General features: G+C 55.0%; 26 protein-coding genes, 1 other RNA gene and 1 pseudogene. 19 read left to right on the top strand and 9 right to left on the bottom strand.

Features of this window, described 5'->3' with window-relative positions:
• Positions 1-22: 22 nt before the first annotated feature.
• From ACFQ0F_RS10295 to lgt, 3 genes are read right to left on the bottom strand one after another with little or no spacing between them, the layout of a single operon-like run.
• The gene (locus tag ACFQ0F_RS10295; RefSeq protein ID WP_340675785.1) at positions 23-589 is read right to left on the bottom strand and encodes a dihydrofolate reductase; all 567 of its coding nucleotides are present in this window, start codon (positions 587-589) and stop codon (positions 23-25) included.
• Between the two features lie 8 nt (positions 590-597).
• A complete protein-coding gene (locus ACFQ0F_RS10300) occupies positions 598-1,392 on the bottom strand; it encodes a thymidylate synthase (RefSeq protein ID WP_379071804.1) in 795 nt (264 codons plus the stop codon).
• 4 nt (positions 1,393-1,396) lie between these two features.
• Positions 1,397-2,230, bottom strand: a complete 834-nt coding sequence (lgt, locus tag ACFQ0F_RS10305; protein ID WP_340675783.1) for a prolipoprotein diacylglyceryl transferase — start codon at positions 2,228-2,230, stop codon at positions 1,397-1,399.
• Between the two features lie 137 nt (positions 2,231-2,367).
• On the opposite strand from lgt, the gene ACFQ0F_RS10310 reads away from it, so the two are divergent.
• The gene (locus ACFQ0F_RS10310; RefSeq protein ID WP_379071808.1) at positions 2,368-3,141 is read left to right on the top strand and encodes an NRDE family protein; all 774 of its coding nucleotides are present in this window, start codon (positions 2,368-2,370) and stop codon (positions 3,139-3,141) included.
• A gap of 16 nt (positions 3,142-3,157) precedes the next feature.
• Here ACFQ0F_RS10310 and ptsP read toward each other — a convergent pair whose 3' ends face one another.
• Positions 3,158-5,461, bottom strand: coding sequence for a phosphoenolpyruvate--protein phosphotransferase (ptsP, locus tag ACFQ0F_RS10315; protein ID WP_449304932.1), 2,304 nt, complete (start codon positions 5,459-5,461; stop codon positions 3,158-3,160).
• Between the two features lie 4 nt (positions 5,462-5,465).
• The gene (gene rppH / locus ACFQ0F_RS10320) at positions 5,466-5,960 is read right to left on the bottom strand and encodes an RNA pyrophosphohydrolase (protein ID WP_340675781.1); all 495 of its coding nucleotides are present in this window, start codon (positions 5,958-5,960) and stop codon (positions 5,466-5,468) included.
• Between the two features lie 139 nt (positions 5,961-6,099).
• On the opposite strand from rppH, the gene ACFQ0F_RS10325 reads away from it, so the two are divergent.
• Both ACFQ0F_RS10325 and ACFQ0F_RS10330 read left to right on the top strand, forming a co-directional pair.
• Positions 6,100-6,759, top strand: a complete 660-nt coding sequence (locus tag ACFQ0F_RS10325; RefSeq protein WP_379071811.1) for a histidinol-phosphatase — start codon at positions 6,100-6,102, stop codon at positions 6,757-6,759.
• A 36-nt stretch (positions 6,760-6,795) separates the two neighbouring features.
• Complete coding sequence (locus ACFQ0F_RS10330) at positions 6,796-7,158, top strand: hypothetical protein (protein WP_340675779.1); 363 nt, start codon at positions 6,796-6,798, stop codon at positions 7,156-7,158.
• Here the strand turns inward: ACFQ0F_RS10330 and ACFQ0F_RS10335 are convergent.
• From ACFQ0F_RS10335 to ACFQ0F_RS10350, 4 genes are all read right to left on the bottom strand, one after another.
• Complete coding sequence (locus ACFQ0F_RS10335; RefSeq protein WP_340675778.1) at positions 7,130-7,753, bottom strand: 5-formyltetrahydrofolate cyclo-ligase; 624 nt, start codon at positions 7,751-7,753, stop codon at positions 7,130-7,132. The genes ACFQ0F_RS10330 and ACFQ0F_RS10335 overlap by 29 nt on opposite strands.
• 8 nt (positions 7,754-7,761) lie before the next feature.
• Positions 7,762-7,943: non-coding RNA, 6S RNA (ssrS, locus tag ACFQ0F_RS10340), on the bottom strand.
• A 92-nt stretch (positions 7,944-8,035) separates the two neighbouring features.
• Positions 8,036-8,332, bottom strand: a complete 297-nt coding sequence (locus tag ACFQ0F_RS10345; protein ID WP_340675777.1) for a cell division protein ZapA — start codon at positions 8,330-8,332, stop codon at positions 8,036-8,038.
• Positions 8,333-8,357: 25 nt separating this feature from the next.
• A complete protein-coding gene (locus ACFQ0F_RS10350) occupies positions 8,358-8,612 on the bottom strand; it encodes a DUF904 domain-containing protein (RefSeq protein WP_340675776.1) in 255 nt (84 codons plus the stop codon).
• A gap of 30 nt (positions 8,613-8,642) precedes the next feature.
• On the opposite strand from ACFQ0F_RS10350, the gene ACFQ0F_RS10355 reads away from it, so the two are divergent.
• The 16 genes and pseudogenes from ACFQ0F_RS10355 to nuoL all read left to right on the top strand — a co-directional run bounded on the left by ACFQ0F_RS10355 (position 8,643) and on the right by nuoL (position 26,450).
• Positions 8,643-9,242, top strand: coding sequence for a UPF0149 family protein (locus tag ACFQ0F_RS10355; RefSeq protein WP_340675775.1), 600 nt, complete (start codon positions 8,643-8,645; stop codon positions 9,240-9,242).
• A 7-nt stretch (positions 9,243-9,249) separates the two neighbouring features.
• Positions 9,250-10,572, top strand: coding sequence for a Xaa-Pro aminopeptidase (gene pepP, locus ACFQ0F_RS10360; RefSeq protein ID WP_340675774.1), 1,323 nt, complete (start codon positions 9,250-9,252; stop codon positions 10,570-10,572).
• Positions 10,569-11,843 (top strand): 2-octaprenyl-6-methoxyphenyl hydroxylase, encoded by a 1,275-nt coding sequence (ubiH, locus tag ACFQ0F_RS10365; RefSeq protein WP_379071816.1) that lies wholly within the window; start codon positions 10,569-10,571, stop codon positions 11,841-11,843. The genes pepP and ubiH overlap by 4 nt, the downstream gene beginning before the upstream one ends.
• Positions 11,836-13,047: a UbiH/UbiF/VisC/COQ6 family ubiquinone biosynthesis hydroxylase gene (locus ACFQ0F_RS10370; protein WP_379071819.1), complete on the top strand. Its 1,212-nt coding sequence runs from the start codon at positions 11,836-11,838 to the stop codon at positions 13,045-13,047. Before ubiH ends, ACFQ0F_RS10370 begins: the two co-directional genes overlap by 8 nt.
• Positions 13,048-13,093: 46 nt before the next feature.
• The gene (locus ACFQ0F_RS10375) at positions 13,094-14,494 is read left to right on the top strand and encodes a WS/DGAT/MGAT family O-acyltransferase (RefSeq protein ID WP_379071822.1); all 1,401 of its coding nucleotides are present in this window, start codon (positions 13,094-13,096) and stop codon (positions 14,492-14,494) included.
• A 180-nt stretch (positions 14,495-14,674) separates the two neighbouring features.
• Positions 14,675-15,055 (top strand): annotated as a pseudogene (locus ACFQ0F_RS10380) (NADH-quinone oxidoreductase subunit A); the annotation flags it as partial.
• 43 nt (positions 15,056-15,098) lie between these two features.
• Positions 15,099-15,776 carry a NuoB/complex I 20 kDa subunit family protein gene (locus ACFQ0F_RS10385; RefSeq protein ID WP_340675769.1) on the top strand — a complete coding sequence of 226 codons (678 nt, stop codon included), beginning with the start codon at positions 15,099-15,101 and terminating at the stop codon, positions 15,774-15,776.
• A 53-nt stretch (positions 15,777-15,829) separates the two neighbouring features.
• Complete coding sequence (nuoC, locus tag ACFQ0F_RS10390) at positions 15,830-17,614, top strand: NADH-quinone oxidoreductase subunit C/D (protein ID WP_340675768.1); 1,785 nt, start codon at positions 15,830-15,832, stop codon at positions 17,612-17,614.
• Entirely contained in the window at positions 17,614-18,120 is a 507-nt protein-coding gene (nuoE, locus tag ACFQ0F_RS10395) for an NADH-quinone oxidoreductase subunit NuoE (RefSeq protein ID WP_379071827.1), read from the top strand. The genes nuoC and nuoE overlap by 1 nt, the downstream gene beginning before the upstream one ends.
• The gene (gene nuoF, locus ACFQ0F_RS10400) at positions 18,120-19,445 is read left to right on the top strand and encodes an NADH-quinone oxidoreductase subunit NuoF (RefSeq protein ID WP_340676135.1); all 1,326 of its coding nucleotides are present in this window, start codon (positions 18,120-18,122) and stop codon (positions 19,443-19,445) included. Before nuoE ends, nuoF begins: the two co-directional genes overlap by 1 nt.
• Positions 19,446-19,472: 27 nt before the next feature.
• On the top strand, positions 19,473-22,193 hold the full coding sequence (gene nuoG / locus ACFQ0F_RS10405) for an NADH-quinone oxidoreductase subunit NuoG (protein WP_379071830.1): 2,721 nt from the start codon (positions 19,473-19,475) through the stop codon (positions 22,191-22,193).
• On the top strand, positions 22,193-23,197 hold the full coding sequence (gene nuoH, locus ACFQ0F_RS10410) for an NADH-quinone oxidoreductase subunit NuoH (protein WP_340675766.1): 1,005 nt from the start codon (positions 22,193-22,195) through the stop codon (positions 23,195-23,197). The genes nuoG and nuoH overlap by 1 nt, the downstream gene beginning before the upstream one ends.
• A 10-nt stretch (positions 23,198-23,207) precedes the next feature.
• Positions 23,208-23,750 carry an NADH-quinone oxidoreductase subunit NuoI gene (nuoI, locus tag ACFQ0F_RS10415; protein ID WP_340675765.1) on the top strand — a complete coding sequence of 181 codons (543 nt, stop codon included), beginning with the start codon at positions 23,208-23,210 and terminating at the stop codon, positions 23,748-23,750.
• Between the two features lie 35 nt (positions 23,751-23,785).
• On the top strand, positions 23,786-24,283 hold the full coding sequence (nuoJ, locus tag ACFQ0F_RS10420; RefSeq protein WP_340675764.1) for an NADH-quinone oxidoreductase subunit J: 498 nt from the start codon (positions 23,786-23,788) through the stop codon (positions 24,281-24,283).
• Positions 24,283-24,591, top strand: a complete 309-nt coding sequence (gene nuoK / locus ACFQ0F_RS10425) for an NADH-quinone oxidoreductase subunit NuoK (protein ID WP_340675763.1) — start codon at positions 24,283-24,285, stop codon at positions 24,589-24,591. The genes nuoJ and nuoK overlap by 1 nt, the downstream gene beginning before the upstream one ends.
• Entirely contained in the window at positions 24,588-26,450 is a 1,863-nt protein-coding gene (gene nuoL / locus ACFQ0F_RS10430; protein ID WP_379071835.1) for an NADH-quinone oxidoreductase subunit L, read from the top strand. Before nuoK ends, nuoL begins: the two co-directional genes overlap by 4 nt.
• Positions 26,451-26,452 lie beyond the last annotated feature (2 nt).

A 26,452-nucleotide genomic window follows, 5' to 3' on the forward strand; every position in this document is an offset into this window, starting at 1 on the left:
TAAGCGGCGCTAGTGCTGTGCCTTAGGCACTGATGATGCGGTCATAAACGACAAAATCGTAGCCGATTCCGCTTGCTTCATCGCTATGCTTTCGTCGGGAAATTTCCTGCCACTCAGTGGTGTTGAGCTCTGGGAAAAAGGCGTCGCCTGCAACTTCTGTGTGAACTTCGGTGATGTACAAGCGCTCAACTTGCGGCAGCAATTGTGCATAGATTTGAGCGCCGCCAATCACCACCACTTCATCCTGATAATTACTTACCGCCACTGCCTCGGCCAGTGCCAGCGCGGCCTCTAGCGAATGCACTACGCGCGTGCCAATTGGCCCTTCCCAGTCGGCATCACGGGTCATCACGATATTGGTGCGATTGGGCAATGGTCGGCCCAGCGAGTCGTAGGTTGTGCGGCCCATGATGATGGCTTTGCCGCTGGTGACTTGCTTAAAGTACTTCAGGTCTTCGGGCAGCTTCCACGGCAATTCGTTATTGATGCCAATGCAGCGATTGCTCGCCATCGCCACAATTAATGACACACGCACGGCGTCATCGGGCAATGAGTCTTGTAGATCGTCGGGGATTTCACGGTTCATCATGTCAGGATTCATACGGCTACCTTGGCGGCGATATGCGCTTGCGCTTCGTAGCCTTCGAGCGTGAAGTCCTCGAAGCGGAAGGCAAAGAGGTCGGTGACATCGGAGTTGATGCGCATCGTGGGTAATGGTCCCGGCGTACGCGCGAGTTGCGTGTCGGCTTGCTCAACGTGGTTGCTGTAAAGATGGCAGTCGCCGCCGGTCCAGACAAAATCACCAACTTCTAAGTCGCAGACTTGCGCGACCATCATCGTGAGCAAAGCATAGGAGGCGATGTTAAATGGCACGCCCAAAAAGATGTCGGCGCTACGTTGATAGAGCTGGCAAGACAGCTTGCCATCGGCAACATAGAACTGAAACAGCGCGTGGCATGGCGGCAAGGCCATATCGTCGACCAGTGCCGGATTCCACGCGCTGACAATGAGCCGGCGCGAATCGGGATTGGTTTTGATCATATTGATGACTTGGCTGATTTGGTCGATATGACGGCCATCGGGCGCTGGCCACGAGCGCCATTGGTAGCCATAAACCGGGCCAAGATTGCCGTTCTCGTCAGCCCAATCATCCCAAATGCGCACGCCGTTTTCTTGTAAATAGGCGATATTAGTGTCGCCTGCAAGAAACCATAGCAGCTCATGGATGATGGATTTTAAGTGCAGCTTTTTCGTGGTCAATACCGGAAAGCCATCGGCCAAATTAAAGCGCATTTGATGGCCAAACACAGAATGCGTGCCGGTGCCGGTGCGATCGCTTTTGAAGGTGCCTTCATGGCGAGCGCGGGCGAGTAAATCAAGGTATTGCTGCATGTGACTAGCTCCGTTTCGCTAATGCCGCGCGCGATTGCTCTGCTACACGGGCAACATTACTTTTGCGATAGGAAATGATGAGCAGCACAACGCCGAGAATGATCATCGGTGCGGTGAGCATTTGGCCTTTGGTCATCCAGTTGAACAGCACAAAGCCTTGGTCGACATCGGGCTCACGGAAAAACTCGATATTGAAGCGCGCGAGGCCATAGCCGATGAGGAATAGCGATGAGGCGGCCATGCGCGGGCGTGGTTTTAGCGTGAAAATAAAGATCACTAAAAATAACACGAGGCCTTCAAATAGCGCTTCGTAGAGCTGCGATGGATGCCGGGCTAAGGCGTCGACATGGGGGAATACCATGCCCCAAGGCAGTTCGGGATTAGTCACTGGGCGGCCCCAGAGCTCGCCACCAATGAAGTTGCCAATGCGACCAAACATCAAGCCAGGCGGCACGATGACCGCGAGCAAGTCGGTTATTTCTAGCCATGGCGTGTTGTAGCGGCGAGCGAATAAGAAGCCAGCAACGAGTACGCCAAGGAAGCCGCCGTGAAAGCTCATGCCGCCTTCCCAGAGACGAATGGCCCAGAGTGGATCGTTTATAAACCTATCGAAGCCATAGAAAAATACATAGCCCAAACGGCCGCCAATAATCACACCCATGGCGCAGTAAAAAATTAGATCGGCGACTTGATCGTTGGTCCAGCCGATGCGCTTGGCGCGCCACAGTGCGAGCAGATAGGCCGAGCCAAAACCGAGCAGGTACATGAGGCCGTACCAATGCACTTTGAGCGGGCCGAGGCTGAGCGCGATAGGGTCGATGTGAGGGTATGTGAGCATGACGACATCCTTTTACAAACAGCTCGCATCATAAGACACTTGGGCCGCTTGCGCATGCATCACCGACAGTTGGGGCATGATTGGTCAGTGCTGATAGAAAGCGCGATGTATTCGATAAGTCGTGCCAAGGAGAGATCATGTGTTTGTTAGCGTTTCATTGGCAGCCCGATAGCGACTTGCCGCTGCAGGTGTGGGCCAATCGCGATGAGTTTCTCGCACGCCCAGCAGCGCCAACGCAGCATTGGCTAGAGGCACCACAGATTTTGGCCGGTCGAGACCTTGTTGCTGGCGGCACCTGGATGGGCGTCACGCTGACCGGTCGCTTTGCCGCGCTAACAAACTTTCGCGACCCCACGAAGGCCGCTGGCTTACGCTCGCGAGGTGAATTGGTTGCGCAGTTTTTAAGTAGTGATGAATCGGCGCTGATTGCCGCCGAGCGTATCGCTGCGCAGGCCAACGATTACGCCGGATTTAATCTATTACTCTGCGATGGCCAGCAGCTATTTTGTGTCGATGATCGTGGCCAGGTGCAGGCCGTTAACCCAGGCTGGCATGGCTTATCGAATGCGAGGCTAAACACGCCCTGGCCTAAGTTGCAGCACTTAGTCGGCGCGGCGAAAGCATGGAGTCTGAGTGAGTCTCTAGTAGCAAGCTGCAGTAGCGCCAAAGTGGCCATGAATGCTGGTTATGCCTTGGCTTTATTGAGCGACACCGCCATGGCCAGCGACGAAGATCTGCCCGACACCGGCGTTGGCATCCTAATGGAGCGAGCACTTTCGCCAATATGCATCCGCACACCAGCTTATGGCACGCGCAACTCGACATGGTTACGCCTGAGTCGAGAGAGCGTCGAATGGCATGAACAAGACTTCAATATCGGCGAACGTGTTCAGTTTTCACTGGTGCGTTAGCGCGGTGAAGCTGGCCTTATGTCGCGCTTGTGCTAGGCCTGAGCAGATCAATCAAGCCCAGTGCCGTTAGCTCTTCTTCCACTTCAGCACGAATATCTTCCGGCTTATCAAAGGCTAACACTCTCTCCAAAAGTGCTTTCGCCTGCGCCATTGGCGTTAGGCAGATGGCCTTGCGCACTTTCAGCAAGTTACTCGCGCTCATCGATAGCGTGTCAAAACCCATGGCCATCAGCAAAATAGCGGTGCCTGGGTCGCCGGCCATTTCGCCACAAATACTCACTGGCTTGTTAACGCGGTGAGCCTCATTAACGACATAACGCACGGCGCGTAAAACCGCCGGATGATAGGCTGAATATAAGTTGGCGACGCGGGAGTTATTACGATCAACGGCCAGCAAATACTGCGTTAAGTCATTTGAGCCAATGCTGACAAAATCGACCAAACGGCAAAGGTCGGCGATTTGAATAATGGTTGCTGGCACTTCGACCATGACGCCAATACGCGGCAGCGTAACTGCGTATTCACCTTCTTCTTGTAGCTCTTCCACGGCGCGATGAATTAGCGCCACGGCATCCTCTACTTCGCTCACCGATGTCACCATGGGTAGTAAAATATGCAAGTTATTCAGGTCAGTAGCAGCTTTTAGCATGGCGCGAACTTGCACCATGAAAATCTCAGGATGATCTAGCGTGACGCGAATGCCGCGCCAGCCAAGGGCGGGGTTATCTTCGCGAATCGGGAAGTATGGAAGGTCTTTATCGCCGCCAATATCGAGCGTGCGCATGGTGACTGATTTCGGCGCAAAGGCCTCCAGCTGCTGGCGATAAATTTGCCGCTGTTCTTCTTCGCTGGGAAAGCGCTCGCGCAACATAAAGGGGATTTCTGAGCGGTAAAGACCCACGCCCTCAGCGCCGCGATCCTTAGCGCGCGCGACATCGGCCATCAAGCCAGTATTTACGCAAAGCGAGACAGCGAAACCGTCTGGCGTGACTGCGTCTCTGTCTTTATAGGCATCGAGTTCGGCGGTGAGTTGCTGCTCTTCTTTGATGATGTCTTTGTAGCGCTTACGCAGCATGCGCGAAGGCTGCACATAAACGCGACCGATATAGCCATCAACGATCATTTCCGCATCGTCGAGCGAGGTCACGGGGATATCGCTGACGCCCACCACGGTGGGAATGCCTAGCGCTCGAGCGACAATGGCCATGTGCGAGTTGGCGGCACCAGTTGCCGATACCACACCGCAAACTTTATCTAGCGGAGCCTCAAGCAGCATGGCTGTGGAGATATCTTCGCCAATTAGGATGCTATTGTCGGGGAACTCGCGGATTTCTTCGCTTTCTTGCTCTTGCAGCTGCGCCAATAAGCGCAGACCAAGGTCGCGCACATCCGACATGCGCTCGCGTAAATACGGATCGTCCATTTTGGCAAAGTTTTGCAAATGCTCATCAATGACCGAGCGCAATGCGCCTTGTGCCCAGTTACCGTCTTGAATGCGCTCGGCAATTTCGCCACCAAGAGCATTATCGTCGAGCATGCGCAAATACACATCAAATAGTGCGCGCTCATCAGGCAAAAGACTGCCGCGCATGCGTTCATCTAGCGCGCGAACGTGCTCACGAACGGTGTTCAGTGCTTTTGCTAGGAGTAGTAGCTCAGAGTCGACGTCATCGACTGCTCGATCGGGCACTTGGTCTAGGTCGGACGGCGGGTAGAGCACTACTGCGCGGCCAATGGTGACGCCTGGGGCGCCAGTAAGACCTTGAAATATTTGAGTGGCACTGCCGCGTGAGCCTTTTGATATCTCAAGCTGTCCGAGCACTTTAGCGTGCGCGACCACGCCGGAAAGCTGCGCCGAGAGCGTGACCATAAAGGCCACTTCGCCTTCGTCAAAGCGGCGATTATCGCATTGCTGCATAACCAAAACGCCGAGCACTTTGCGGCGGTTCATGATGGGCACGCCCAAGAACGCGTTGTAATGCTCTTCACCGGTTTCAGGGAAGTAGCGATAACGTGGATGTGAGGCGGCATCTTGTAAATTGATTGGCTCTTCACGAGTGGCGCAGAGGCCGACCAAGCCTTCATCCATGGCCATACTGACGACGCCAATGGCTTCACGATTGAAGCCTTCATTGGCCATTAACACCAAACGATTATTGCGATCATCGAGCAAATAAACTGAGCATACTTCTGTGCCAATGGCTTCGCGCACTGAGGATACGAGAATGTCGAGTGCGGCTTGAAAGTTCGGGGCAGAGTCGACCTCCTGAACGATGCGGCGCAAAATTTCCAGCATGCTCGAATCGGTGTTTAATGGCATTCGTTCATCCTGCCTTGGCGGTTAAGGCGACTGGCACACGAGGCTGCAGCTCTTTCAATGCTTTGCGATAGACCTCGCGTTTAAACGACACAACTTGGTCGAGAGGAAACCAATAGCTAACCCATCGCCAATGATCGAATTCAGCGTGCTTTTGCTTGTCGAGCGCGACTCGCGACTCTGCGCCAACCAGTTTTAGCAGGAACCATTTTTGCTTTTGGCCTATGCACAATGGCGGTTTGTCGTTACGAATGAAGCGCTTAGGTAGACGATAACGCAGCCAGCCGCGAGTTTGAGCCAGGATGGTGACATCCTCAGGATCAAGGCCAACTTCCTCCCAAAGCTCGCGATACATAGCTTGCTCAGGCGTTTCGCCATCGCTGATGCCGCCTTGAGGAAATTGCCAGGCATCGTGGCCATAACGCTTGGCCCAGAGCACATCGCCCGAGTCGTTAGTAATAATGATGCCCACGTTGGGCCTGAAGCCGTCCCCGTCGATCACTGGAGAGTCCTTGAAAAACTTAGATTTATTACCCGTATTAGTACCGCAGTGCTGCGATATCGGCAAGGATGAGGCGCGATTTATTCATGCTAAATGAGTATCCTAGAAGCGAATTTATGGCCTATTTGATGAGCTTAAGATGACTCTTGCCTTGTTTGATTTGGATAACACGCTACTGGCGGGCGACTCTGACCACGCTTGGGGTGAGTTTTTGGCCGAAAAAGGCCATGTAGATGCCAAGGCGTATGCGCGCGCTAATGACCTATTTTTCGCCGATTATCAGTCCGGCACGCTGGATATCAATGCATTTTGTCAGTTTGTTTTTGCTGTATTGGCACGCAATACGCCGGCGACTTTGGCGCAATGGCATGCGGAGTTTATGCGTGAGCGCATCGAGCCGATGCTGCTGCCAAAGGCGCAGGCCTTGCTTGAGAAGCACCGACAGCTTGGACATACGCTGGTTATCATTACTGCGACTAATCAGTTTGTGACTGGGCCTATCGCCAAACGTTTGGGCGTTGAACATCTGATTGCGACTCAGCCCGAGCAAGATGCAAATGGCCATTACACTGGGCAAGTGCTCGGCGTGCCATGCTTTCAGGAGGGTAAAATCACTCGCCTTGAAGCGTGGCTAAAAGATCATGACGACAGCCTCGATGGCTCGTGGTTTTACTCCGATTCGCGCAATGACTTGCCATTGCTAGAGCGTGTTACACACCCTATTGCGGTCGATGCCGACCCAATTTTGTCTGGCATTGCCGATGAGCGGGGCTGGCAACAGCTCAGCCTTCGTGATTAAGTGATTTTCTATTAAGTAGCCCTTTAGGAGCTGGCCATGCGCCGTCTATTAACGATGTTTGCGGTGATCATGATGCTGTCGGCGTGCAGCATTCAATGGGCGGGCTTGAATGGCGGTATCGGCTTGCTGGGCTCGCGCGATGCCACGCGCCTAAGTGCATCGGCAGTGGAAAAAGACAAAGTGTTGGCTGAAATTGCCCAAAATAAAGACGTGGCGCGCCTAGACGCGGCGTTGGCTGATGTCTTGGCGCAAGCCGATCAAGGTGAAAACAAGCAGCGTACGCAATGGGCGGAGCTCATCCCGAGCATGACCTTTGAGCAAAAACTGCATGTGCTCGACGTTTTGGCCAATGAGCGCTTAAGTGTGTTGGCTAGCGACGCAGATGCCCCGCGTCCGTAACAACGATATCGACAGGCTCGTCCCATTGCTCCGTTGGCAGCGCTAATACCTGTTGTGATCGGTGCGCGAGGCCAATGAGCTGTGGGCGCTTAACGCCGCGTTGCAGTCGCGCCAATAGTCGATCGTAAAAACCACCGCCCATGCCCAAGCGTTGCCCATTGGCGTCAAAGCCGACTAGGGGCATCAGCAGCGCATCTAGCTTTTCTGGGCGCATGACCTGCCGACCCAACGGCTCGCGAAGACCAAAGCGATTGCGCTTAGCTGGCCACGGTTGCAGCCGTAATTGGCGCCGGTTTTTGCTGGCATAAGCCATTGCAGGGGCAGCCAAAAAATGTAGCCGGTGATCATGTTTACGCGGTGCAATGACTGGCAAATACAGCTTTATGCCACGCTTATAAAGCAGGCGAGCAAACAAGCTAGGGTCGATTTCGCCATCAGCGGGCCAGTACAGGCCAACGTGCCGCCAAGATGACAGTTTGGGTAATTTCGAGAGTTGTTGAGCGAGGCCGTGTGCCGCAGCTTGTTGCTGAGCTGATGTCAGCGAGCGGCGCGAAAGCCTAAGGGATTGTCTGAGTTGATGACGCAAACGCACCATAGATGAATAGTTTCTCCGAGAGTGCCGCTGTTCGTCGTCTCCCTTGAACCCTGCGGTTCAAGGGGGATGCGGCGTCATAACATTAGGCTTTCCGACGGGCGGACATGCACACAGCTACAAACGAACACATCCCAATGGTTTAAACATCGGCTCAGGGGATATGAAAAACTGGCGAACACCCCAGAGAAGAACTTTAGTATACGCAAGTGACTCAATATTGCTAAGTCTAGTCTGTTATAAAACCGTAGCGTCTCAGCACGGTAATCGCTAACGATGTTGAAACTACGACTCTGTCAGCGCTACTTCCATCCGTTTTAGTAAGCCTGCCATGGCCTCGGGACTAACTTGTGGCTCGCTATCGGCTTGCTGCCGGCTTAATAGCTCATGGCTGATGTTCAGCGCGGCGATCACGGCGATGCGCTCTAGACCTAAAACTTTGCCACTGCCGCGAATTTCGCGCATTTTTCGATCAAGAAATTGTGCCGCGCGCTGCAAATTATCTTGCTCGGCGGGCGGGCAGGCAATTTTGTACGCTTTGTCGAGGATGAAAATATCCAGAGTATTGTTTTCTGCGCTCATATCGGGACCTATAGACGAGGCGGCATTAGCTCGATGTATCGAGTGCTTTTAGCCGCGTGATGATGGCCTCGACGCGATCGCGAGCGACCTCGTTGCGGTGTTTTAAATCTTCACGCTCATTCTCAAGCTCAGTAACTCGGGCTTGTAGCGCGCTACATTGTTGTTGGCTGGCACGATAACGCTCAAGCAATTGCTCAAGATGACGGCTCAGCGCTTGGAAATCTTGCTCACGCATATTCGGTTCGCCGTGAAGAAAGTCAGCCGCTACTATAAGATTCATCCTTGCTCATGCCAACAGGAGGCCGACATCATGCAAGCGGCGAATTTACCAACCCTAGAATCTCTCGCGCTGTTACTCAGCGAAGTAAACGCCGACTGTAGTAGCTCCGAGCTTCATGGTTTGATCTCTGGTCTATTGGTTGCTGGTGCGCGCTTAAACCGCCACGCCTTGATGAAAACACTGGAAGGCCATGCCGACCCAGTATCTACCTTTTCTGACGGGATGATTGCCAGTCTTTGGCAGTTGCAGCTACAAACTTTGGAAGATTTAAACGCCGATGAGTTGTCGTTTAAGCCGATGCTGCCCGATGACGACGAAGCGCTGAAGCTGCGGGTTGTCGCCTTGGCCGACTTTTGCCGTGGCTTGCTCGCTGGCATCGGTTTGGGCGCGCCGGCTAATAGCCCCGTGCTGGCGGAAGCGTCTATGCGCGAAACATTGCAGGATTTAGCGCACATCACCCAGGTCGATAGCGTCGATGACGACGATGAAGAAGGCGAAGCTGCGTATTTAGAGCTGCATGAGTTTGTGCGTTTAGCCTCTATGCATTTGTTTGAAGAAATGGCGCCGCGCGAAGAGCATGGCCACGACTCTAGCAATGAAAGCAGGTCCGACGACCCAACTTTCCACTGAGGCTTTTATGACCGTTCGTATTTCGCCGGAAGAGTTTGCTTGCCGCCGTCAGGCTTTGATGGCGCGTGTCGGCCGCGATGCCGCCGTGATTATTCCGGCAGCCGTGCATCATCGTCGCAATCGCGACACTGAATATCGCTATCGACAAGATTCGGACTTCTACTACCTCACTGGTTTTGCTGAGCCGGAAGCATTGCTGGTGCTGCTGCCAGGCCGAGCTGAAGGCGAGTTTGTGCTGTTTTGTCGCGACCGCGACCGCGCCATGGAAATTTGGAATGGCTACCGTGCGGGCCCCGAAGGTGCAGTCAGTGATTTTGGCGCAAGTCAGGCGTTTGTCATTGCTGATGTAGCTACTAAATTGCCTGAGTTGTTGGCTGGGCGTAAGCAGGTTTATGCGCCGATGGCGACAGAAACGGCTTTTGACGCTGATTTAGCTGGCTGGATAAACGCCGTGAGATCGCAGGCGCGTGCGGGTGTTGAGGCGCCGCAATCGCTGCATGCGATAGATCAGGCCTTGCATCCTTTGCGGTTGATTAAGTCGGCAGCTGAGATCGCGATTATGCAGGCGGCAGCGGATTTGAGCGCCGAAGGCCATCGCCGCGCCATGGCCGTGGCCAAAGCTGGGCGCTATGAGTACGAATTAGAGGCGGAATTGCTGCACAGCTTTACTCGTCACGGCTGCATAGCGCCGGCCTACGGCAGCATTGTTGGCGGCGGCGCCAATGCCTGCATTTTGCATTACACCGAAAACAACGCCGAACTGCGCGATGGCGATTTGGTATTGATTGATGCTGGCGGCGAGCTGGCCTATTACGCCGCTGACATCACGCGTACTTTTCCGGTAAATGGCCGTTTTTCAGCTGAGCAAAAAGCCTTGTATGAAGTGGTGTTAGCGGCTCAGCTCGCTGCCATCGATGTCGTGCAGGTGGGTAATTCTTGGCAGCTGCCGCACGAGACGGCGGTGCGCGTGCTGTGTGAAGGCTTGCTTGAGCTCGGTCTGCTTAAGGGCGAGCTTTCAGCGGTCATTGAAGGTGGCGATTATCGTCGCTTCTATATGCATCGCACCGGTCATTGGCTGGGCATGGATGTGCATGATGTCGGCGATTATCGTATCGATGGCGAATGGCGCGCATTTGCGCCGGGCATGGTGTTAACCGTGGAGCCGGGGCTTTATATCGCGCCTGATGACGACACAGTGGAAGCGCGTTGGCGCGGCATCGGCATTCGTATTGAGGATGATGTGGTAGTCACTGAATCTGGCCCTCACGTGTTGACTGCGAAAGCGCCGAAAACCATTGCCGAGATTGAAGCTTTGGTGGGTAGCGCATGAGCGACTTGGCCGATTCGGGTGTAGTGATTGTCGGTGGCGGTATGGTCGGCGTCACGCTGGCGCTGCTCATTGCTAAGGCTGCGCCAGAGTTGTCAGTGACTTTGTTGGAGGCAGCTAAATTGCCGCCTGCACTCGCGCCCGGTCAGAGCCCGAGCTATACGCCAAGCTTCGATGCGCGCAATACAGCTTTGTCGCGGCGCAGCATTGAGGCATTTAAAGAGCTTGGCGTATGGTCTGAGCTGGCGCCACATGCGACGCCGATTCATCAGATTCATGTCTCTGATAAGGGTCACTTTGGCATGGCGCGCTTGAGTGCGGCCGAGGAAAATGTCGATAGCTTTGGCTATGTGGTAGAAAATGCGTGGTTGGGGGCAGTTCTGCTGGCGGCGTTGCGGCGCTGCCTATCGGTGAATCTAAAAGATGGCGTGCGCGTGACACAGGTGACGAGCACGGCCGAGATGGCGCAAGTACGTTACCGAGCGGCCGATTCGCAAGGCGCTGAAGAGACACTTTTATCCACGCCGCTGCTTATTGCCGCCGATGGCGCGCAATCACAAAGTCGCGCTTGGTTAGGTATCGATGTGCGCAGCCAACCATACGGCCAAACCGCCATAGTTACCGCGTGTGAGACTAGTCTGCCGCATGAGCAAGTCGCCTACGAGCGCTTCACCGCCGATGGCCCGATAGCGCTGCTACCGCTACCTGATTTGCCCATCAACGTGGCAGATGCCACCGCCGCTGGCTGTCGCCGCTCATTGGTCTGGGCTTTAAATGAAGCTGAAGCCGCGCGAGTACAGACGCTAAATGACGCCGACTTTATCGCCGCTCTGCAAAAAGCTTTCGGTCGCCGCGCCGGTCGCTTCCTGCGCGTTGGCAAGCGCCACGCCTACCCCCTCACGCTCATGGTCGCCAGCCAGCAAGTGCAAGGTCGCGCCGTGATTTTAGGCAATGCCGCGCACAGCCTGCATCCCGTTGCTGGCCAGGGCTACAACCTCTGTGTGCGCGATGCCCTCGTGCTGAGCGCACAGCTCGCGGATGCGCATCAGCAGGGCAAAGACTTAGGCGATAAGAAAGATTTAGCCGCCTACGCCGCCGCCCGCACACAAGATCAATCGCAAATTATTCGCTTCTCCGACAGCCTCGTGCGCGGCTTCTCCACGGCAAATCCAGCGCTGAGCTTGCTGCGTAACATTGGCCTAGTGGGTTTTGATGTCTTGCCCGGCGCGAAACCAGCTTTGGCTCGTTATGCCATGGGGCTCAACCATGCCTAAGACTTCTGAACAATTCGACATGATCGTGATTGGTGCTGGCCTCGTTGGCAGCGCGTTTGTTTTGTGCTTGCGTCAGCAGGCCGTTGCTCGCGATTTGCGTATTGCCGTGGTCGAGCGCTCATTGCCGCCAACGCCGGCAGCAGCAAATGAGCACTGGGGTTTACGTGTTTCGGCGCTGTCGCCAGAAAGCGTGAGCTTGCTTCAAGCCGCCGGACTACACGCAAAATGGCCGCAGCTACGGCCCGCACCCTATGCCGATATGCGCGTATGGGATGCCGATGGCACCGGTGCTGTGCATTTCAGCGCAAAAGCCGCGGGCGTGGAAAGCTTAGGCGTGCTCATTGAAAATGCCGCCCTGCAAACTGCGCTTTGGCAGCAGGTCACGCAAGACTCGGGCTTGAGTATTTATGCCCCGCAAGCGTGGACTAATCTTGAGCGCGGGCTTGGCGATTGGTGTTTGACGCTCAGCGACGGTAATGCGCTACACGCGCCGTTGGTTATAGCTGCTGATGGCGCGCAGTCGCGCGTGCGTGAGCTGGCCGGCATCGCTGTGGCGCAGCGCGATTATCATCAGCGCGGCGTGGTGTGCACCGTTGAGCACGAAAAGCCGCATGAGGCCACGGCTTGGCAGCGCTTTTTGAACACGGGGCCGTTGGCATTTTTGCCCACCGATCATCCGCAGCAGTCATCGATAGTGTGGACCTTGCCCAGCGAACAGGCGCAAGCCTATTGCGCAATGCCCGTGGCTGAATTTGAGCAAGCCTTGGCTCAAGCTTTTGAGCACAAGTTGGGCGCTGTTGGGCTCCTTGGCGAGCGCGCCAGCTTTCCACTATTGGCGCAGCATGCCGAGCATTACGCCTGCGATGGCGTGGTGTTAATCGGTGATGCCGCGCACAGTATTCACCCGCTCGCTGGCCAGGGCGTCAATCTCGGCTTTCTCGATGTTGCCGCACTAGTCGACGCACTAGTGGCACAGCGCAAAGCCGGCTTGCCGTGGGCGCATGAGCGTGCGCAACGCCAATACAGCCGCGCTCGTCGTGGCCACAACGGCCTAATGATGCATGCCATGAGTGGCTTCGACTTGCTCTTTGCCAGCGAGCTGCCGGCGCTACGCGTGCTTCGCAACATCGGCATGAAGGCTTTTGAGAAAAGTGGGCTAGTAAAGCAGCACATTGCACAAACGGCATTGCAGGGACGGCGCTAGACTCGCTACCATTAGGCACAAAATAACAATAACGCAGGATGCACTCATGGCCGCTAAGCGCCTCAGCCTCGCCGACTCCTTCTTTCTTAACGCCGAATCTCGCGATGCCTATATGCATGTGGCTATGCTGCATCGCTATGCCTTGCCCGAGGGCGCCGGCCCTGATTGGGTCGGTCAGATGATCGCGCGCATGAAAAGCTATCCGGTTGATCAATCGCCATTTAATTTGCGTCTAAAAACCGGTCTTGGTAGCAAGGTCGCTCCCGCTTGGGAGGTCGATGATAAAATTGATATCGACTATCACCTACGCCATGCTGCATTGCCTCATCCCGGTGGCGAGCGCGAACTTGGCGTGCTGATTTCGCGTCTGCATAGCCAGCCATTAGATAAGAATCGCCCGCTTTGGGAATGCACCATCATTGAAGGGCTTGATGACGGCAGTTTTGCAATTTATTTCAAAATTCATCACGCCTTAATGGATGGCATGTCGGGCTCACGCACCATGAGCCGTTGCTTAAGCCCTGATCCCCGCAACACCAATATGCCGGCCTTTTGGGCGATGCCGCCACTCAAACGTGCTAGCGCCGCCGTGCCGAAAGCCATTGCTGAGTCTGCTCAAGCGCTAGCTCGCACCAATGTACTGAGCGTGCTTGGTCAATCCTTTAAGGCTTGGATGCGCATGCTTCGAGCTGCGCCAGAGTCTGGCTTGATTGGTCCTTATCGCTCGCCAAGTTGCTCACTCAACGCCATTGTTAGCCCGCAACGCCGCTTCGCGACGCAAAGCTTGCCTATCGACCGCATGAAAGCCGTCGCTACAAATGCTGGTGGAACGCTCAATGACATCGTGCTCGCAGTGTGTGCGACCGCGCTCCGACGCTACCTGCTCGAGCAGGGCGACTTGCCCATTAAGCCCTTGGTGTCTTCAATTCCTGTCTCGATTCGCACGCGCGAAGAAGCTGGCGAAGGCAATGGTATTAGCCTCGCTTTGGCCTCGCTAGGCACGCATATTGCCGATCCGAAAGCGCGTTTTGAGCACATCAAAGCCTCCATGCAGGCCAATAAAGACTTGCTCGGTACGCTCTCCAAGCCGGCCATGACGCTTTACACCAACCTGCTCATGGCGCCGTTTATGATCGGCCAAATGACGGGCTTGGCAGCGCGCACTAAGCGCCCGATGTACAACACCATGGTCTCCAATGTGCCAGGCCCGACCGAAGTGCTGTATTTAAATGGCGCGCGTTTGCTCAGCGCCTACCCGGTGTCGCTGATTTTTAATGGCCAAGCATTGAACATCACCTTGTTGTCTTACGACGGCCATATGCACTTTGGCTTCACGGCATGTCGCGTGGCGCTGCCGCGTGTGCAAAAAATTGCCGTGTATTTGGGTGAGGCGCTAGAAGAAATCGAACGTGATTATGCCTGTGGCATCAGCGCATCAGTGGCATAAAGCCTATGGCTAGATTCATAAACACCACCATCGTGGTGTGGAATTAAGTCGCCCAAAAGCGTATCCTCCGCGCGAAATCTTGTTCTGTAAGGTTGGTTTTTGAGCAAACGATCTGATTTGCTCTAAAAGCCAGCCGCTACCAGCGGTGCGACTGAGGAGTGAGCAATGACGCCAGACGTCATGGAAACAGCCAGTTACTGGTCTTTCGGCATCTTTCTACTCGGCATTGTCGGCATGTGCTGCTTCATGCTGTTTGTCCCCTATTTTCTGGGTGGCCGCGACTGGGGCCGAGCCAAAAACGATCCTTTTGAGTCCGGCATTGTGCCGCAGGGTGGCGCGCGCCTTCGGGTGTCGGCGAAGTTCTACCTGGTCGCCATGTTCTTCGTGATTTTCGACGTTGAAGCCCTGTTTTTATACGCTTGGGCCATCTCTATCCGCGACGTTGGCTGGCTAGGCTTTATCGAAGCGGCCATCTTTATTTTTGTGCTGCTCGCTGGCCTATTTTATCTTTGGCGAGTTGGTGCGCTCGATTGGGCGCCAGAAGCCCGTCGCAAGCGTGCTGCGCGTTTAGCTGCCGACAAAAAAGCATCCTGAGGCTTATTGCATGAAATACACCCTCACCAAAATTGATCCAAACGCCGCCAACGATGTTTATCCAATTCAGCAAACGCAAACTGGCGTGCCTGATCCCATCGAAGAGCAGGTCAACAAAAGCGTTTTTCTAGGCCGCCTCGAAGACATGATTCATGGCGCGGTGAACTGGGGTCGTAAAAACTCTTTATGGCCCTATAACTTCGGCCTGTCGTGCTGCTACGTGGAAATGGCCACCGCCTTTACTGCGCCACACGACGTTGCGCGTTTTGGTGCCGAGGTGATTCGCGCCTCACCACGCCAAGCCGACGTAATGGTCATTGCCGGCACTTGCTTCATGAAAATGGCGCCTGTAGTTCAGCGCTTATATGAGCAAATGCTCGAACCGAAATGGGTTATTTCCATGGGTGCCTGCGCGAACTCGGGCGGCATGTACGACATTTATTCTGTGGTGCAAGGCGTCGATAAGTTCTTGCCCGTCGATGTTTATATCCCCGGCTGCCCGCCGCGCCCCGAAGCCTTCTTGCAAGCATTGATGATTCTGCAAGAGCAAATTGGCAAAGAGCGTCGTCCGCTGTCGTGGGTGATGGGCGATCAGGGCATATACAAGCCTGAGCTCACGCCTAAGCGCGACGAGAAAAATGCTGAGCGTATTGAGGTGGTGAATTTACGCACCCCCGATAACGTATAACGCCGACCTAACACAATTGAGTGACGACAAGACTGATGGCTGAAGACGTCCCCATGGCATCTATTACAGTAACTTCCAACGCCGCACCATTACCTGGTGCCGAGTTTGCCGTGGTGCGCGAGCTTAGCGACCGTTTTGGCGGCGATCAGTTGGTTTTCCAGCCCACCAAAGATGGCGTGCCGACGCTTTGGGTGCCGCGCAGCTTAATTCGTGATGTGCTGCGCTTTTTAAAGCAGCTGCCTAAGCCCTATAGCATGCTCTATGACTTGTCCGCGGTGGATGAGCGCCTGCGCAAGCATCGTTTCGGCCTGCCAGCCTCCGATTACACGATGTTTTATCATCTGTTATCGATCGATCGTAATAGCGATGTCCGTATCAAAGTGGCGCTCTCGGCTGATGATCTGAGCATCCCTACGGTGACACCGGTATTTGCCAATGCGAATTGGTATGAGCGCGAAGTTATCGATCTTTTTGGTATCGACTTTCCTGGTCATCCGCAGCCATTTCGCCTATTGATGCCGCGCACTTGGGTTGGTCATCCGCTGCGTAAAGATTATCCCGCGCGCGCCACTGAATTCGATCCGTTCCAGCTCACCGCCTTGCGCCAAGACCAAGAGCAGGAAGCGCTGCGCTTCAACCCCGAAGAGTGGGGCATGAAAAAGGGCAATGATGAGTCGGACTTTATGTTCCTCAACTTAGGCCCGAACCACCCGTCTGCTCACGGCGCCTTCCGCATTGTCTTGCAGCTCGATGGCGAAGAAATTGTCGATTGTGTGCCCGATATTGGCTACCACCATCGCGGCGCGGAAAAAATGGCCGAGCGTCAGACCTGGCACAGTTTCATCCCCTACACCGACCGTATCGATTACCTCGGCGGCGTGATGAACAACATGCCCTATGTGCTGGCGGTCGAGCAGCTCGCCGGCATTCAGGTACCAGCGCGTGTGCAAACCATCCGTGTGATGTTGTCAGAGTTTTTCCGCATCACCTCGCACTTGCTGTTTCTCGGCACCTATATCCAAGATTTCGGCGGCATGACGCCGATCTTCTTTATGTTCTCCGATCGTAAAAAGGCCTATGACGTTATCGAGGCCATTACCGGCTTCCGTATGCATCCGGCCTGGTTCCGTATCGGTGGCGTTGCTCACGATCTGCCCAATGGTTGGGAGCGTTTGGTTCGCGAGTTCTTGGCGTGGATGCCTAAGCGTCTGAAAGAATACGAAAAAGCCGCGATGGAAAATGGCGTGCTGAAAAACCGCGCCATCGATATTGCCAAATACAACAGCGCCGAAGCCATCGAATGGGGCGTTACCGGGCCAGGCTTACGTGCGACTGGCGTCGATTTCGATTTGCGTAAAGCGCGTCCGTATTCGGGCTATGAAAACTTCGAATTTGAAGTGCCTTTAGCGCATAACGGCGATGCCTATGATCGTGGCATGGTGCGCTTGGAAGAGATGCGCCAGTCGCTGCGCATCATTCAGCAGTGCGTCGATAATATGCCGTCCGGTCCATTCAAGGCCGATCACCCGCTGTCGGTGCCGCCACCAAAAGATCGCACGCTGCAAGATATTGAAACGCTGATTCACCATTTCACTAGCGTGTCGTGGGGGCCAGTCATGCCCGAGGGTGAGGCCAGCTTTATGGTCGAGGCCACGAAAGGCATCAATAGCTATTATCTGACCTCAGATAAGAACACGATGAGCTACCGGACTCGTATCCGCACGCCATCGTTTGCGCATTTGCAGCAAATTCCCTCGGTGATTCGCGGCGCGATGATCCCGGATCTTATTGCCTATTTGGCTTCCATTGACTTCGTGATGGCCGACGTTGACCGATAATGCAAACAGATAATCAAGCGCTGATTGCGACCAGCCGATTCACTTTGTCGCCCCAAGAACGCACCGATATGGAACATGCCAAGTCGCATTATCCTGACCCGCGTGCTGCCAGCATTGATGCCCTGAAAATCGTGCAAGCGACTCATGGCTACGTGCCCGATGGCGCCATTCCGGCGATTGCCGAAGTTCTCGGCATTCCAGCTGCCGATGTTGAAGGCGTGGCGACGTTTTATAGCCAGATTTTCCGCGTGCCGGTCGGTCGTCATGTGGTGCGCCTGTGCGACTCCATGACCTGCTATATCAATGGCCATGAAGACGTGCTCGCTGCCATCACCGCCAAGCTCGGCATTGGCTACGGTGAAACCACCGCCGATGGCCGCTTCACACTGCTGCCAGTGTGCTGCTTAGGTAATTGCGACAAAGGCTCGACCATGATGGTCGATGACGACACTCACGGTGGCTTAACTGCCGAGATCATCCCCGGCTTGTTGGAGCAGTATTCATGATGCTTTCCTCTGTCGGTCCGGTAAATCGAATTGCACGCTCGGCTGAAACTCACCCGCTAACCTGGCGTTTGCGTGATGATGGCCAAGCCGTTTGGCTAGATGAATACGAGTCAAAAGACGGCTATAGCGCGATGAAAAAAGCGCTTAAAACCTTGGCGCCTGGCGAAATCGCTAGCCAAGTGAAAGATGCCGGCCTTAAAGGTCGCGGCGGTGCAGGCTTTCCCACTGGCGTGAAATGGGGCCTGATGCCGCCCAGCGATGGTGTGACGCCACGCTACCTGCTCTGCAACGCTGATGAGATGGAGCCAAACACCTGGAAAGATCGCCTGTTGATGGAGCAAATGCCGCATTTGCTCATCGAAGGCATGATCATCAGTGCTCGCGCCCTAGAAGCGCAGACTGGCTATATCTTTCTTCGTGGCGAATACGTCGATGCTGCCCGCAACCTAAATCGCGCGCTCGATGAAGCCCGTGCCAAAGGCTATATCGGTCAAAACATTCTCGGCACTGGCGTTAACTTTGAGCTGTATGTGCACACCGGTGCTGGCCGCTATATCTGCGGCGAAGAAACTGCGCTGATCAACTCGCTCGAAGGTCGTCGTGCCAACCCGCGCTCGAAGCCGCCATTTCCAGCAGCGGTCGGTGTTTGGGGTAAGCCAACCTGCGTTAATAACGTCGAAACCTTGTCCAACGTGCCTGCCATCATTGGCAATGGTGTGACCTGGTTCACTGGTATTGCGCGCCCTGGTAGCGAAGATCACGGCACAAAAATGATGGGCTTCTCTGGCAAAGTGAAGAACCCAGGTGTGTGGGAGTTGCCTTTTGGCATCACCGCGCAAGAGCTGTTTGAAGATTATGCCGGTGGCATGCGCGATGGTTATACGCTGAAAGCTTGGCAGCCCGGCGGCGCGGGCACAGGCTTCTTATTGCCCGAGCATTTATCGGCGCAAATGTATGCTGGCGGTATCGGTAAAGTTGGCACGCGTATGGGCACAGGCCTGGCCTTGGCCGTCGATCACACCGTCAATATGGTGTCGTTGCTGCGCAATATGGAAGAGTTTTTTGCGCGCGAATCATGCGGTTGGTGCACACCTTGCCGCGATGGCCTGCCCTGGAGCGTGAAGCTACTGCGCGCACTAGAGCGTGGCGAAGGCAAAGACACTGATATCGAAACTTTGCTGCAATTAGTCGGCTTCTTAGGCCCAGGTAAAACCTTCTGTGCGCATGCGCCCGGTGCGGTCGAGCCCTTGGGCAGTGCCATTAAATATTTCCGCGATGAGTTTGTGGCTGGTGTGGCTATGCCCGCTGCTGCGACTCCCGCGTAATCACCTTAGTTTAAAGACGGTCCCGACATGGCAACCATCCACGTAGACGGCAAATCATACGAAGTAGACGGCGGCGACAACCTGCTGCGCGCCTGTTTGTCGCTAGGTCTTGATATCCCCTATTTCTGCTGGCATCCAGCCTTAGGCTCGGTGGGCGCTTGCCGCCAGTGCGCGGTCAAGCAATACGCCAATGCTGACGACACCCGCGGCCGTTTGGTGATGTCGTGCATGACGCCATCCACCGACAACACCTATATCTCCATTGAAGACACTGAAGCTAAGCAGTTCCGCGCTTCGGTGGTGGAATGGCTGATGATCAACCACCCGCACGACTGCCCAGTTTGTGAGGAAGGTGGCCATTGCCATTTGCAAGATATGACGGTGATGACTGGCCACAATACGCGCCGTTATCGCTTCCAAAAACGCACGCACCAAAACCAAGATTTGGGCCCGTTCATCAATCATGAGATGAACCGCTGCATCGCTTGCTATCGCTGCGTGCGCTATTACAACGATTACGCCGGCGGCACCGACTTGGGTGTTTTCGGCGCGAATGACAACGTCTATTTCGGCCGTGTTGAAGATGGCACGTTGGAAAGTGAGTTCTCTGGCAACCTCACCGAAGTCTGCCCGACCGGCGTATTCACCGACAAAACCCACAGCGAACGCTATAACCGTAAATGGGATATGCAGTTCGCGCCGAGCATCTGCCAAGGTTGCGCTGCTGGCTGCAATATCAGCCCAGGCGAGCGTTATGGCGAGTTACGTCGCATCGAAAACCGCTTCAATGGCTCGGTGAATCAATATTTCCTGTGCGACCGCGGTCGCTTTGGCTATGGCTTTGTTAATCGCGAAGATCGTCCACGCCAGCCCATGCAAAAAGTGGCTGGTGAGTTCGAGAAGCGCGGCTTAGATGCAGCGCTCGATGGCATCGCAGCTAGCTTGAAATCGGCGAAACGCGTCATTGGTATCGGCTCGCCACGCGCCAGCCTTGAGGCTAACCACGCGCTCATCGAGTTAGTTGGTGCCGATAATTTCTATTCCGGGGTGAATGCGACTGAGCAGGCGCTGAATATTTTAGTGCTGGGCTTGTTGCAGCAACATGCCGACCGCGTGCCGAGCTTGCGCGAGATCGAAACAAAAGATGCGATATTTGTGCTCGGTGAAGACTTGACGCAAACCTCACCGCGCGTGGCCTTAGGCCTTCGCCAATCAGTAAAAAATAAACCTGTCGCGATGACTGCCGAGAAGAAAGTGCAGTCATGGAACGCACTTGGTGTGCGCGATATTGGCCAGCGTGAGTTGTCGCCGCTGTATATCGCCAGTGTTGAAGCGAGTCGTTTAGATGATGTCGCTGCAGCCACACACCACGCCACGCCAGAAGATATTGCGCGCCTAGGCTTCGCCGTTGCTCATGCCATTGATGCCAATGCGCCAGCAGTAGCTGATCTTGATAGCGTTACTGCCGGCCTAGCGCAGCGTATCGCCGATGACTTAATGGCAGCGAATGCGCCATTGGTGGTGTCAGGTACTGGCGCTCAGCATGCGGGCGTAATTCAAGCCGCGGCCAACATCACGAAAGCATTGGTGCAGCAGGGAAAATCTGCTGGCCTGAGCTTGGTGGTGCGCGAAGTTAATAGCTTGGGCACTACGCTGTTAGGCGGTCAATCCTTAGATGCCGCGCTCGACGCCTTAAATAGCGGCGATGCCGATGCGGTAATCGTCCTGGAAAATGATCTGCATCTGCGCGCAAGTGCTGCTCGTGTTGATGCGGCATTGGCGAAAGCCACCGTTGTTGCCATTGATCATCAGCACAATGCCACAGTGGCCGCGGCTGACTGGGTGTTATCGACGGCCAGCTTTGTTGAAGGCGATGGCACTGTGGTCAACCAAGAAGGCCGCGCTCAGCGCTTCTTCCAAGTTTTCGACCCATCTTATTACGACGATGGCGTGCTAGTGAAAGAGTCATGGCGCTGGCTGCATGCCCTGCGCAGCACGCTCATTGGTCAAGAAGTGCGCTGGACTCAGCTCGATGAAGCTACCGGCGCTACAGCCGCACATCATCCAGCATTGGCGGCGATTGTGGATGCCGGCCCAGCCGCCGACTTCCGCATCAAAGGCCTGAAAATTGCCCGTGAACCACGTCGTTACTCTGGCCGTACCGCCATGCGCGCAAATATTTCCGTGCATGAGCCGCGTGCCTCGCAAGACATCGACACTGCCTTGGCGTTTTCTATGGAAGGCTATAGCGGCCCCAATGAAAACTCGCGATTAGTGCCATTTGCTGCCGCGCCGGGCTGGAACTCGCCGCAAGCGTGGAGCAAATTCCAAGACGAAGTCGGTGGTCATTTACGCGGTGGCGACGAAGGCACGCGCTTATTCAGCGGTGATCACGACACAGCCTATTTCACCGACATTCCTGCTGCCTTTAGCGCTATCGATGGCCAGCTGCGCATTGTTGCTCGCCACCATTTATTCGGTAGCGATGAGCTTAGCGCTCGCGCCGCTGTCGTGGCACCACGCATTGCCGAAGCCTTCGCCGCCTTGTCATCAGCCACCGCCGCTAGCTTGCAAATTAGCGCTGGCGACACACTGGCATTGAGCATAGATGGTGAGGCTTTAACCCTGCCTGTGCAGATCAGCGAAAGCCTCGCCGATGGCGTGGTTAGCCTGCCGCAAGGCTATGAAGAATGCGCAGTGGCATCACAGGCGAGCTGGGCGACGAGCTCTGTTGGAGGTCAAGCCTAATGAATACGGACTGGCTAACTCCTGACCTCATTATTATCGCCACGCAAATGGCGAAAGCGGTGGTCATTCTGCTTGCCGTGGTGTTGTCGGGGGCATTTTTGAGTTTCGTTGAGCGGCGCTTATTGGCGCTATGGCAAGATCGTCATGGCCCCAACCGCGTTGGCCCATTCGGCTTGCTGCAACTCGCTGCCGACATGCTGAAGATGTTTTTCAAGGAAGATTGGACGCCACCATTTGCCGATAAATTGATCTTCTGGCTAGCCCCAGCAATCGCGCTGTCGTCTTTGCTTATGGTCATGGCCGTAATACCAATCACGCCCGACTGGGTGGTGATCGACATGAATGTCGGCTTGCTGTTTTTCTTAGCGATGGCTGGCCTTGCAGTCTATGCCGTGCTCTTTGCCGGCTGGGCCAGTAATAACAAATACGCCTTGCTTGGCGCCATGCGAGCTTCGGCGCAAACCTTGTCCTATGAAGTGTTTATGGGCATCGCCTTGATGGGCGTAGTCGCACAAGCCGGCTCCTTCAGCCTGCGCGATATCGTCTTGGCGCAAGAAGGCATGTGGTACATCGTGCCGCAATTCTTCGGTTTCTGTACCTTCTTGGTCGCCGGCATTGCCGTTACCCACCGCCACCCCTTCGACCAACCTGAAGCTGAGCAAGAGCTCGCCGATGGCTATCACGTCGAATATTCTGGCCTGAAATGGGGCATGTTCTTTGTCGGCGAATACGTCGGCGTTGTCGTCGTGTCGGCGCTGTTGGCAACCCTATTCTTGGGTGGCTGGATGCCATTGCCAATTCCCTATCTCGACGGCATCCCACCATTCTTCTGGTTCGCCGCGAAAACCGGCTTCTTCATCATGTTTTTTGTGCTCATTCGCGGTGCCTTAATGCGCCCACGTTATGACCGCGTGATGACGTTCGGCTGGCTGGTGTGCTTGCCGTTGACGCTAATTAACTTGCTGGTGACCGCTGCGGTCATCCTGCTCAATACGCCGCAGTGAGGTCTCGATCATGACGCTTAAAGGTATTTTGGCCGGCATCTACACGCAGCTGCGCAGCATCGTTATGGTGTTTATGCACGCTTTCCGCAAGCGCGACACCTTGATGTATCCGGAAGTGCCCATTTATGTGCCGCCGCGCTACCGTGGCCGCATCGTATTGACCCGCGATCCCGATGGTGAAGAACGCTGCGTGGCCTGTAACTTGTGCGCTGTCGCCTGCCCTGTTGGCTGCATCTCGCTACAAAAAGCTGAAACCGAAGACGGCCGTTGGTATCCCGAGTTTTTCCGCATCAACTTCTCGCGCTGTATTTTCTGCGGTATGTGCGAAGAGGCCTGCCCAACCACGGCGATCCAGCTCACACCAGATTTCGAATTGGCTGAATTCAATCGTCAAGACTTGGTCTATGAGAAAGAAAACCTATTGATTTCAGGCCCTGGCAAAAACCCGGACTACAACTTTTACCGTGTTGCGGGCATGGCCATTGCTGGCAAACCCAAAGGCGATGCGCAAAACGAAGCCGCGCCAATTAGCGTCAAAGGCTTGATGCCTTAAACGGCACTAGCGCCACCAACGAGAGAGAATCTAGCGTGGATATAATTTTTTATGTGGCAGCAGTAGTGGCGATTTTGGCCACGGTGCGCGTGATCAGTAACGCAAACCCAGTGCATGCGCTGCTCAATCTCATCGTCTCGCTGCTGGCTGTGGCGGTGATTTTCTTCACCTTGGGCGCACCGTTTGCCGGCATGTTGGAAGTCATTGTCTACGCCGGTGCCATCATGGTGCTGTTTGTGTTTGTGGTGATGATGCTCAACCTCGGCGATGCCACAGTGGCGCAAGAGCGTGCTTGGCTGAAGCCGAAAGTGTGGATTTTGCCGGCGATTTTGGCCTTGGCTTTATTTGCCGTATTGCTCTGGGCGCTGACCGGCATGGGCACACATGAGATTCCGTACACCGTGGTCGATGCCCGCGAAGTCGGCATCAGCTTGTTTGGCCCTTACTTGCTGGCGGTTGAGCTAGCGTCGTTTTTGCTATTGGCGGCATTGGTGGCGGCTTATCACCTTGGTCGCTCGGAGGATGCCTCGTGATGTCTGGAGTGCCCATGGAGCATGGTTTGGCATTAGCCGCCGTGTTGTTTTGTTTAGGTGTGGTGGGCTTGCTGGTTCGCCGCAACATCCTCTTCATGCTGATGTCATTGGAAGTAATGATGAATGCCGCCGCACTAGCATTTGTCGTAGCCGGCGCACGTTGGGTTCAGCCCGATGGCCAAATCATGTTCATCATGATCATATCGCTCGCCGCCGCTGAGGCCGCGATTGCCTTGGCCATCGTGCTGCAATTAAATCGCCGCTTTAAAACCCTCGACATCGACTCAGCCAGCGAGATGCGCGGATGAACGCTTTATTCCTCACCTTCCTGGCGCCACTGCTGGGTTTTTTGATTCTTGCCTGTGCGCGTGGCCGAATTAGCGAAAATGTAGCCGCCTTAATCGGTGTTGGTAGCATGGCGATTTCCGCCGCCTCCGCTGCCTATGTTGGCTATGACTTCTTGCAGCACACGCCAGAGGGCGGCGCCTACACGCAAGTGCTGTGGTCATGGATCGCTGTCGATGGTCTAGATGCAACATTCGCTCTGCGCCTCGATGGTTTGTCGCTGACCATGATGGGCGTCATCACCGGCGTCGGCTTCCTCATTCACGTCTTCGCCTCGTGGTATATGCGCGGTGACGATGGCTATGAGCGCTTCTTCTCCTATATGAACTTATTCGTCGCCAGCATGTTGTTTTTGGTGCTGGGCGATAACTTCCTCTTCCTCTATATGGGTTGGGAAGGTGTGGGCTTGGCCTCGTACTTGCTCATCGGCTTCTATTACAAAGACCCTGCAAACGGCCTAGCCGCTCGCAAAGCCTTCATCGTGACGCGCGTTGGCGACACACTTATGGCCATTGGCCTAATGATTATTTTCCGTGAACTCGGCACGCTGAATATTCAAGAAGTTATGCGCCTAGCGCCGCAATACATTGGTGATGGCGACACCTGGATCACTTGGGCAACGTTACTGCTTTTAGGCGGCGCGGTTGGCAAATCGGCTCAGCTACCACTGCAAACTTGGTTGGCCGATGCTATGGCTGGCCCAACGCCAGTGTCGGCATTGATCCACGCCGCAACCATGGTGACTGCCGGTGTGTATTTGATTGCGCGCTGTAATGAGCTGTTTTTATTAGCCCCCGATGTTTTGCTGCTAGTCGGCATCATCGGCGCAGTTACTCTCGTGTTGGCTGGCTTTGCCGCCTTGGTGCAAACCGATATCAAGCGCATCTTGGCCTATTCCACCATGAGCCAAATCGGCTATATGTTCCTCGCTCTAGGCGTCGGTGCTTGGTCGGCCGCGATCTTCCACCTGATGATCCATGCCTTCTTCAAAGCACTGCTATTCCTCTCGGCCGGTGCTGTGATCATTGCCACGCATCACGAGCAAAACATTTTCAAGATGGGCGGTTTGCGCCACAAAATCCCCTTTGTTTATGTCTGCTTCTTGGTCGGCGGTGCCGCACTAGCCGCCTTGCCGCTGGTGACTTCGGGCTTCTATTCGAAAGATGAAATCCTGTTTGAAGTCTGGGCGGGCGGCCACAATATGCTGCTCAATGCCGGCTTGCTTGGTGCCTTCCTAACCTCGATCTACACCTTCCGCTTGATCTTCGTTGCCTTCCATGGCGATGAGGTTGGTCACGCTGAACCGATTAAGGGCGTGTCGTACTGGCTGCCATTGGCCGTGTTATTGGTGTTATCGACCGCTGTTGGCGCGCTAGTCGTGCAGCCATTGGGTGATGTCTTGCCAGCCATGCCTTCTGCCTTGATGGCAGTGGATATTGCCGAGGCAGGGCGTCATCACCTCGAATGGGTTTCCGGCAGCATTGCCGTCTTCGGCATTTTGCTCGCCGCTGTGCTCTATCACGGCGATCGCCGTTGGGTGAAAGCCATCAGCGAAAGCGCCATTGGTCGTTTCCTAACGCCACTCTGGTTTAGCGCTTGGGGCTTTGATTGGCTCTATGACCGCGTCTTTGTTCGCCCCTTTATGACCTTGGTGCGTTGGCTGAAAAATGACCCAGTAGATGCCGGCATGAATGTGGTGCCTTGGCTCAGCCAAGCCAGCAATCGCGTGCTCAGCCGCACTGAAAACGGCCAAATTCGCTGGTATGCCGCATCGTTTGCCCTCGGTGCCCTCGCCATTTTATCCGTGATGTTGTTGGTATAAGC

This window comes from Paraperlucidibaca wandonensis, assembly GCF_042677145.1.
GTDB classification, from domain to species: Bacteria; Pseudomonadota; Gammaproteobacteria; order Pseudomonadales; family Moraxellaceae; genus Perlucidibaca; species Perlucidibaca wandonensis.